At 68.1% G+C, this 8,632-nt stretch carries 8 protein-coding genes; 6 read left to right on the forward strand and 2 right to left on the reverse strand.

Going from position 1 to position 8,632, the window contains the following annotated elements; translation table 11 throughout:
* The first annotated feature begins 29 nt into the window (after positions 1–29).
* Entirely contained in the window at positions 30–170 is a 141-nt protein-coding gene (locus tag VGR06_RS44215; RefSeq protein ID WP_414637453.1) for an OsmC family protein, read from the forward strand.
* Between the two features lie 68 nt (positions 171–238).
* On the opposite strand, the gene VGR06_RS41710 is transcribed toward VGR06_RS44215, so the two are convergent.
* Positions 239–1,867, reverse strand: coding sequence for an alpha/beta fold hydrolase (locus VGR06_RS41710; RefSeq protein ID WP_327564787.1), 1,629 nt, complete (start codon positions 1,865–1,867; stop codon positions 239–241).
* Positions 1,868–2,124: 257 nt separating this feature from the next.
* On the opposite strand from VGR06_RS41710, the gene VGR06_RS41715 reads away from it, so the two are divergent.
* The 3 genes from VGR06_RS41715 (at position 2,125) to VGR06_RS41725 (ending at position 5,317) form a co-directional block, all read left to right on the forward strand.
* Positions 2,125–3,708, forward strand: a complete 1,584-nt coding sequence (locus VGR06_RS41715; protein WP_327564788.1) for a DHA2 family efflux MFS transporter permease subunit — start codon at positions 2,125–2,127, stop codon at positions 3,706–3,708.
* 437 nt (positions 3,709–4,145) lie between these two features.
* On the forward strand, positions 4,146–4,520 hold the full coding sequence (locus tag VGR06_RS41720) for a hypothetical protein (protein WP_327564789.1): 375 nt from the start codon (positions 4,146–4,148) through the stop codon (positions 4,518–4,520).
* A gap of 446 nt (positions 4,521–4,966) precedes the next feature.
* A complete protein-coding gene (locus tag VGR06_RS41725) occupies positions 4,967–5,317 on the forward strand; it encodes a hypothetical protein (RefSeq protein WP_327564790.1) in 351 nt (116 codons plus the stop codon).
* A gap of 102 nt (positions 5,318–5,419) precedes the next feature.
* On the opposite strand, the gene VGR06_RS41730 is transcribed toward VGR06_RS41725, so the two are convergent.
* The gene (locus VGR06_RS41730; RefSeq protein ID WP_327564791.1) at positions 5,420–5,965 is read right to left on the reverse strand and encodes an ImmA/IrrE family metallo-endopeptidase; all 546 of its coding nucleotides are present in this window, start codon (positions 5,963–5,965) and stop codon (positions 5,420–5,422) included.
* Between the two features lie 160 nt (positions 5,966–6,125).
* Between VGR06_RS41730 and VGR06_RS41735 the strand changes: the two genes are divergently transcribed.
* Positions 6,126–7,217: a hypothetical protein gene (locus VGR06_RS41735; RefSeq protein ID WP_327564792.1), complete on the forward strand. Its 1,092-nt coding sequence runs from the start codon at positions 6,126–6,128 to the stop codon at positions 7,215–7,217.
* On the forward strand, positions 7,214–8,632 hold a 1,419-nt coding region (locus VGR06_RS41740; RefSeq protein ID WP_327564793.1), incomplete at its 3' end, for a hypothetical protein. The genes VGR06_RS41735 and VGR06_RS41740, both read left to right, overlap by 4 nt.

The following is an 8,632-nucleotide window of genomic DNA, read 5'->3' on the forward strand; positions in this document are numbered from 1 at the left end:
ACGGCGAGGTCCGCAACGGGTTCGAACAGATCCGGGTCCACTTCACCGTCGCGGGCGACGCGCCCGCCGAGAAGCTGCGCGAGCTGGTCGAACAGTCGCGCCGACGCTCGGCGGTATTCGACATCGTCACCAATCCGGTGCCGGTCACCATCGACGTCACCACTCGCTGATCAAGTGGCCGGCCGGCTAACCCCGTACGGGCCGGCCGGCCGGCCCCGCCGGGTCGACGGTGTGGCGGCTAGCCCGTACTGGCCGGCCGGCCGGCCCCGCCCTGGTCGACGGCGCGGTACACCGGCATCGACCCGAGCACCGAGACATTCTGCTCACCGCGCGGTTGCAGCAGGAGCCCGGACCCGGCGACCAGATCCCGCACGGTGGCCGAGGCCCAGAGCTCTGCGGGGGGCGCCAGCTCGGCCAGAGCAACCGCGGCTGCGACGCCGTACCCGTCGACCCGCTCTCCCCGCCTCGGGACCTCGGCGACGTGCACCCCCATGCCGGTCCGGCGGCGGGGGTTCTCGGCGAGGTACCGCATACCCGCCCTGATCGCGGTGGCCGGACCGTCGTACACCAGGACCTGCCGGCCGCTGCCGGTGCGGGCGCGGCGGACCGCGCCGGCGCCCAGATCCACCGCGACGCGGCCGGCGTCCGGTCCGGCGGGGACCAGAAGCGCGGCGAGGGCCAGCGCGGACGGCGCCGGAGCCGGCGTCTCCGCGAGGAACGCCTCGACCGGGTCGAGGATCTCGTCCGGATCGCCGGAGACGAAATGGTCGTCGCCGGGCAGCTCCACCAGCCGGGCGCCCGGGATGTGTTGCGCGAGGTACCGGCCGTTGCCCAGCACGCTGACCGGATCACCGGTGCGGTGGACCACGAGGGTCGGTACCCGCACCGCCGGCAACGCCTCCCGGACGTCGACCAGATCGTTCATCCGCATCAACCGGCGCACCGTCGACGGGGTGGCGGCCGCTCGCGCTCGTTGCCCCCACCACCGGCACATGTCGTCGTCGGCCGACGGGCACCGCCACCGCATGTCCGACTCCCAGTCCCACCCGGTGACCAGTTCTTCGGTGAACCGCTCGCGCTCCTCGCGGGTCTGCGCCCACGGATAGTCGGGGCTCCACACCCGCTTGGCGTATGCGCCGTAGAGCACCAGGGCCTCGACCCGATCCGGGTGTGCGGCGGCGAACAGGGTCGCCATCGGGCCGCCTTCGGAGTACCCGAAAAGCACCGCGGACTGCGAGCCCGCCGCGTCCATCACGGCGAGCACGTCGTGCATCCGCGTCTCCAGGTCGGGCAGTCCCTCGGGCCGGTCCGACATGCCTGTTCCGCGTTTGTCGAAGCGGATGAGCCGGCCGAACGACGCCAGCCGGTCCAGGAACCGGGCGTGCCGCGGATCGTCCCAATCCAGCTCCAGGTGCGAGACGAAGCCGGGCACCAGTACGACGTCCCGGTCGCCCTGGCCGGTCACCTGGTACGCGATGTGCAGCCCGTCGGTTACCGCGTAGCGGACCGGCACCGGCGGGCGCGTGACCGCGGGCGGCGGGGCCGGTACCCGGTTCTCCCGTACGACGGTGTCCGCGACGAACCGGTAGCCACGGGCGTGCACAGTGCGGATCACGCGCTGCGACTTCCCGTCGTCGCCAACCACCCGCCGGGCCTGCTTGATGCGGCTGGTCACCGCCGTCTCGCTGACGAACCTGCCACCCCATACCTCGTCCATCAGCTCTTCTTTGGACACGACCCGGTCGCGGTGCGAGATCAGGTACGCGAGCACGCTGAACACCTGCGGCTCGAGCGACACCGGCACGCCACGCCGCCTCAGCTCGAACAACGGCAGGTCCAGCTCCAGGTCACCGAACAGGAAGACCATGGGTCGAGCGTGCCACACCCACCATGGGTCATAGTCCGGGCGGGCTCGCCCGGTCTATTCGATAGCCGGCTGTGATGCACCTCATGAGAGACACCCACAGGCGACGCCGCCGTGGCCTGGCCGGCCTCTGAGATGCTGAAAATCGGATGCTGGCAGCCGGACGCAATGACACCATGGTCGCCTGCTTTGCGCGGCCTACGAGTTGACCTGCAGCGCGTCGACGCCGGCCTTACCGCCAACAGAACATGGAGCCTCACGTGATTGATCAAGCCGCCGCGCCACCCAACAAACTGGACGCCGCCGTGTTCAAGATTGCCGGAGTGGTAGTCCTCGGCGCGATCATGTCGATCCTCGACATCACCGTCGTCAGCGTCGCGCTGCCAACGTTCCAGACCGAGTTCGACGCCACATACGCCGAGGTCGCCTGGACGATGACCGGCTACACCCTGGCGCTCGCGACGGTGATCCCGCTCAGCGGCTGGGCCGCCGACCGGTTCGGGACCAAGCGGCTGTACATGCTCGCCCTGCTGCTGTTCACGCTCGGCTCCGCGCTCTGCGCCACCGCCGACTCGATCCAACAACTCGTCGGCTACCGGGTGTTGCAGGGCCTCGGCGGCGGCATGCTCATGCCACTCGGGATGACGATCATGACGCGTGCTGCCGGTCCGCAGCGTATCGGCCGGCTGATGGCGGTCCTCGGCATCCCGATGCTGCTCGGCCCGATCGGCGGCCCGATCCTCGGTGGCTGGCTGATCGAGGCGGCGAGCTGGCACTGGGTCTTCCTGATCAACGTCCCGATCGGCGCGGTCGCGCTCGTGTACGCCCTGTTCGCGCTGCCGAAGGACAATGCCCAGCCATCCGAGTCGTTCGACTTCGTCGGCATGTTGATGCTGTCGCCGGGTCTCGCTCTCTTCCTGTACGGCGTCTCGTCGCTGCCGGCGGCCGGCACGATCACCGCCACCAAGGTCTGGGTCCCGATGTTGATCGGCGCCTCCTTGGTGATCGGGTTCGTCCTGCACTCCTTCCGGCCGCGGCACCCGCTGCTCGATCTGCGCCTGTTCCGCAACCGCAACCTGACCATCGCGTCGATCTCGCTGTTTGTGTTCATCATCGCTTTCATGGGCGCCGGCCTGCTGTTTCCGAGCTACTTCCTGCAGGTCCGCGGCGAGTCCACCCTGCACGCCGGTCTGCTGATGGCGCCACAGGGCATCGGCGCGATGGTCACGATGCCGATCGCCGGCACTCTTGCCGACAGGATCCCGGTTGGCCGAACTGTGCCGTTCGCGATGGCGCTGATCGCCGCCGGGTTCTTCACGTTCACCCAGGTCGGCACGGACACCTCGTACTTGCTGCTGTGCGGTTCGCTGTTCGTGATGGGCCTCGGCATGGGCGGCACCATGATGCCGATCATGACGTCGGCGTTGCGAACCCTGGCCAGCCAGGACGTGGCGCGCGGTTCCACCCTGGTGAATATTCTCCAGCAGATCGGTGGCTCGATCGGTTCCGCGACCATGTCGGTGATCCTCACCAGCCAGCTCAACGGATCCGCCCCGATCCCAGGCCTGAACAACCCACGCACCGGCGAGCCGATCACCGAGGCGGGCGCGGCGATCGCCAGCCAGCACGGCGCACAGTTGCCAGTTCCGCCGGCGATCATCCAGCGCGGCCTGGAATTCGTGGCCGACTCGTTCGCCACGACGTTCTGGGTCGGGTTCGTGCTGGTGTTGGCGACGTTCATCCCGATCGCCTTCTTGCCCCGCAAGCGCCAGCCTTCGCCGCAGCAGGACGGCCTGAGCGGCGACGATGACGGCCGCGTCGAGACTCCGGCGATGATTCACTGAGAAGCCGGCTCAAGGCTCCGATCTCCGCCCGCCAAAGAAGCCGCGCAGGTGCACCTCGCAAGATTCGTCGATCTCGCGATCGTATGACATCGAAGAGAGAGAGCCCTGCCGCTATGACTGAGTACCGGGGTACCGGGACTACGAAAACCGCGTCGCCGACGTCCTCGGCTTCCTTGCTGGGGAAACCGCAAGCGTCGAACGCAACGTTAAGCTCCCTGGTCGACGTAGCGGGAAGGGCCGACAGATAGCCGACGGCGCCCGCGCGCGAGCCCGCCAGGAGCGCGGCGTGCGTCTTGAGGTGATGAGTCTCGATGAGCTCCGGGCGTGGAGCCCGCCTGGCACCGTTACTGTTACGTACTAGGTGCCCGCCGATCGACGGAGTGACGCAGAGAAGGCCCTCCGCCGGCTTCCGGGTCGCGCCCGCTTCAGGGCGCTCGGTGGCCAACGATGGCGTCGTTCTCGATGTCTTTCGTCACTACGGCATCAAACACCTCGGAGGCGACGTGCAGCAGGAGCACATGGACCATTCCGAGACGGCTCTGAACAAGGTTGGCATTGAACCAGTCCATTTGGGGACCAGCCTTACGTTCGCCGGCGGAACGCCTGGTCACCGATGGCTCCAAGTTGCTGTCAATGGCGTCGCCACTGACCTCAAGGTGCTGGCCGCCACTGAGGTTGAGGCAGATGGGCAGCTAGATCAGATGGCCAGCTTCTTTGCACGAGCCGGAATTCCCCGCGAGGCACTGTCGGTGGTCAGGCCGGATGGGTGGCCGGTAGTCGAAGTCTTCGGATCAGCTTCGTTCCCCACATGACTTACCCCGCTCGAGGTCAGGTCGTTGAGCCATTCGACCTACCGATACCTTGACAGGCCGCATGACCACGTCCTCCGGCCTCGGTTACCCAAGCGCGTGGCCAGTCTGGGCCTTCAGGCCAGACTGGCCACTACTCCGCTTCCACACGATGTAATACACTCGATCATGTGATGACGTTCGAGTGGACCCCGGAGGGCTACCAACGAGTCCTGGCCCAAGGGCTCGACCCCGCCGAGGTCCACCAGGCGCTGAGCGGGCCTGGACCTCGGCTGCTGGAGCCGGTCGCCGACGACATGCTCTCCGTCCTGGCCCGTACCGCCGCCGGGAAGCATCGAGGTCTGGCTGCAGGAGGATCCCGACGACGGCGCGCGGGAGATCTTCGCCGCGTTCGACGCCGGGTTTCTCGGCAAGGCCAAGTGGACCAACGCGTTCGGGCAGGAGGAACGATGAACAGCAAGGACACCGAGGATCTCCTCGCCCGGCGGCTCGCCGGCGAGGACGTTGCCCGCGGGGAACCGCAAATCAGCTACGAGCCGATTCAGCCCACAGGTCACCCCGACGGCGACATGAAGATCGGCAAGTCGCTGCGGGTGCCCCTGGCAATGTTCGCGCAGATCAGCGCCGTCGCCGAGCAGCGCCGGATGTCGTGGAGCGCCCTGGTAAGGCAGTGGATCGCCGAGGGCCTAGCCCGTGACGCTGAGGCGGAGGTCGACCCGGTGGTCGAGCTACACCACCATCTTGACGCCGCCACCCGGGCGCTGCGGGCATTGGAACGACAGCGGGACGACGGCGCATAGGGCCCGACGCCTTGGTCTCGTCTCCGGTGGTGGCACTGCTGCGCCCGGTCCCATACAGATCGACTCTTGGCGTGGGGTGCATGTTTCGCCCAGCGCCGTCTATCAGCGGCGCCCGATCGTGGCCTGCTTGGCCAGTGCCCGCTGGGCGTGAACCCGGGCTCCCTTCATGCACATCTGGGCGAACTGGCTGCTGACCCCGAAGATGGTCGCGACCTCCTCGTTGGTCTTCTCGGCGAACGCTGCCTTTAGTGCGGCCTGGTACGGGACGAGTAGCTCACCAGCGAGGAAGTTCGCGTCCTTCTCCTGCTTCTTGTCGAACCTGCGGCAGCCGTCATCGGTGAGCAGGACGTCGTCGAACTTGTGCTCCAGGAAGTGGTGGCTCAGCTCGTGCGCCAGGCTGGAACGCCGGCGAACCGAGGCGTGGCCGGTGTTCTCCAAGATGATCCTCCCGGTCCCGATCGGGACCAGCGCAGCCGACCAGACCTTCGACCTGTTCAGCGTGAAGTGGGTGACGGCCTCCTGCGAGCAATGCTCGTCGGGCAGCTCATCGATCGGGTACACGGGAATCCCGTGCTCCCTGGCCAGGGCATAGGGGTCGAGGGGATCCATCAGCCCCAGGCCCAGCCAGCCCCGCTCCTCGGCGGCCACTTCCTTCGTCTTCTCCTGGGTCCCGACGGTTTCGGTTGAGGCGACCGGTCCGGCGGACTCGTGCGACCATCGTTCGGCTCGTTCCAGCCCTTCGTCCGATCTGTTCTCGTGGATCCTCCGCGTCCGCTCCGGCACGATCGGGTAAACGCATGGGGGTGTGATGCCTGCCGAGAGTGATGACGCCGGAGCGTGGAAGCTCAAGTTCGCAACGGCGATCTTCTGCGTACTCATTGGTGTCGGCGTTGGTGCGCTCTCGTGGCTCGGCTACGACGCGGGCCTCGTGCCGATCTACCGCCCGCCGGGCGAGGTGAACCGGGTCGGGGCGGTCCAGGCGTACGTGCCGTCGGAATCGTTTGCCACCTCGACCGAGTTGCGCATCCTCGAGTCGGGCGACGCGCCGGCGCCGTTCGTCTTCTCGCTCACTGTCACGTCGCGGACCACGCTGCGGACACCGCCGACGGTGGCGGTCCGCTTCGTGGCGCCGCTGCAGGTGTCGATCTCCGCGCCGGTCGCGGCGAACAAGTACCGTCCGTCGTCCGCGACGTGGTTCGGCCATCGGCTGCTCCGTGGGGGTGGCGGGCAGTTGGTCGTGGTTTCCCCGCCGCCGCAGACCGTACCGGCTCGGGTAAGCCTGGAGGACGTCGACGCCGCAGTTCCCCGCCGGTCGGCCTCGGCGCCCTGGTTCACCTTCGACGGCAAGAAGCTCGTGGTCCGCATCGCCGGCCGGGTCCTCAACGGCATCGCGCACACCCGGGAGAAGGCCCGGACCACCTATGGCCTGCCGGCCACCATGCCCACGCGGCTGGACGCCGGCCTAGCCGAGGCGACCTCGGCCGACGCTCTGGCGCGGACCTGGCCGTACGACCCGCCAGGCGACGTCCCGCGGCTGATGGCGACCCGATCGGTTCTGGAGCTCAACTATCCCGCTCCGTCCGACGGCCTGCTGGACGCGAACCTGACCAACCGCATCCCGGCGGACGCCCGGGTGGATTACGTGGCGCCCAGTCCGGCGAACCCGGACGTCCTGCGCTGGGTGAGCGAGCCGTCCACCGAGCCGTTGCTGGTCCGGCTCAGTTACGTCAGCCGGTCGGCCGAGAAGTCCGGGCAGTCCCGGGTCTTCCTCGCCGGCATCGGACTCGGCTTCGCGGTGTCGGTGCTCCTGCTGGGCTTCGAGGTCGGCCCGTGGCGGCTGATGTACCAGATGTGGACGCGCAGCTATCGGGCCGCGCTGCTCGAACGGAGTGCTCCATGACCCAGGATCCGTTCCGCCGGCTAGCCGTCTCGGTGGTTCGGATGCAACGCCGGGTCAATCGCATGATCCGGCAGCCTTGGACCCGGCGTGTGGCCCGGGTCTGCGCGGTGCTGCTGACCGCCTGGGCCGGGGTTGGGTTGGGCCTCATCCTGTTTTCACCAACCGAGCAACAGATCGGGCCGCTGCGTATCCAGTTCGAGACCAGGCTGTCCTTCACCGGAGGGTCCGAGATCAACATCCCGCCCCTGGGCTCGATCTGGCTCGACTCGCATGACGGTCCGCTGCTGATCAGAGCCACCATCGTGGGCATCGACCAGCGGGCGGCTGCCGAGCTGATCTCCGAGCCGACCAAGCTGGACCAGTTCTCCGACGAGTTCGTCGGCGACCTGCAGTACTTCTTGCTGCGCGTTGGACTGAGGTCGCTGGGTGCCGGCATCTTGATGGGGCTGGTGTTGTCCGCGCTTGTCTTCCGTAACGTCCGCCGGGTCGCGTGGGGCGGCGCGCTCTCCCTGGCCATCGGCCTGGGCACGCTCAGTCTGACCGCCGCCACCGTCCGGCCGGAGAGCATCAACGAGCCCCGGTTCACCGGACTGCTCGTCAACGCGCCGGCGGTGGTCGGCGACGCCCGCCGCGTGTTCGACGGTTACGACGACTTCAGTGGCGGGCTGAGCGAGCTGCTGTTCGCTGCGAATAGCGCGTACGAGCGTGTCGTCACGGTGCCCGACCTGCGGGCGGCACCCGACGACCTCGTGCTGCTGCACGTCAGTGACCTGCGATCGAACGCGATGGCGTGGTCCGTCATGGACCAGCTGGTGGTTCGCGACCGGGTCGCCGCGGTGTTGGACACCGGAGATGCGACATCCCTCGGCACCGGCCCGGAGAACCAGTTGCTGGCGTCCGAGGTACGCGAGCTCAACGTTCCCTACCTCTACGTTCGCGGCGACCAGGACGCGCCCAGCACGGTCGCGGCCCTGGCTAAGGTGCCCAACGCGCGGGCACTGAGCGGCACCGTCGTCCCGATCGGACCACTGCGGATCACCGGTGCCCCCAGTCCGCTGCGGGATCTGGCCACCCGCAAGGAATTGACAGAGGACGAACGGGCCACGGTGGACGCTACCGCGAGGGCGCTGAACGACAGGATCCTGGACTACAACACCGCCCACGCGGCACCGGTCAACGTGGTGCTGATGCACGAGCCTGAGGGCGCGGCCGAGGTTGCCGGATCCACCCCGCTGATCCTCACCGGATTCCGATCAGGGCGCAGCGTCACTGCGATCGACGACGACACCACGCTCATGCAACAGGGTCGCAGCGGCAGTGACGGGGTACTCCGGCAGAACGCCGCCGGGCAGCACTTCACCATGTCCCTCCTCTATTTCACCCCGCAGGGGCGGCTCCGCGCGTACGACGACCTG

This window comes from Actinophytocola sp. (assembly GCF_036002505.1).
GTDB lineage: Bacteria > Actinomycetota > Actinomycetes > Mycobacteriales > Pseudonocardiaceae > DASYTH01.

Excerpts from the sequence above, each read along its gene's own strand:
- VGR06_RS41725 (WP_327564790.1), top strand. The coding sequence starts at position 4,967 with ATGAACAGCAAGGACACCGAGGATCTCCTCGCCCGGCGGCTCGCCGGC.
- VGR06_RS41710 (WP_327564787.1), bottom strand. The coding sequence starts at position 1,867 with ATGGTCTTCCTGTTCGGTGACCTGGAGCTGGACCTGCCGTTGTTCGAG.
- VGR06_RS41735 (WP_327564792.1), top strand. The coding sequence starts at position 6,126 with ATGCCTGCCGAGAGTGATGACGCCGGAGCGTGGAAGCTCAAGTTCGCA.